The following is a 217-nucleotide window of genomic DNA, read 5'->3' as shown; positions in this document are numbered from 1 at the left end:
AGCAGGCGGTGTCCACGGACAGTGCCGGGCCTTCCAGGCCCAGCGAGTACGCGATACGGCCGGACACGACGCTCGTCGTGGTGCCGGTCAGGCGGTAGCCCTCCAGCTCGCCGGAGGCCATGCCGCCGTAGTCGGTGGTCACCACGCCGGCGAACACGCCGGTGTCGCTGCCCCGCAGCGTCGTCGGGTCGATGCCCGCGTCCTCGAACGCCTCCCA

General features: G+C 72.4%; 1 protein-coding gene. It reads right to left on the bottom strand.

Features of this window, described 5'->3' with window-relative positions; translation table 11 throughout:
* A partial coding sequence (locus IH00_RS0136680; protein WP_031080868.1) for a beta-ketoacyl synthase N-terminal-like domain-containing protein occupies positions 1–217 on the bottom strand: 217 nt, incomplete at both ends.

This window comes from Streptomyces sp. NRRL S-118 (assembly GCF_000716335.1).
In the GTDB taxonomy this organism is placed as follows: Bacteria; Actinomycetota; Actinomycetes; order Streptomycetales; family Streptomycetaceae; genus Streptomyces.
This window is presented reverse-complemented; position numbering and strand designations above follow the sequence as displayed.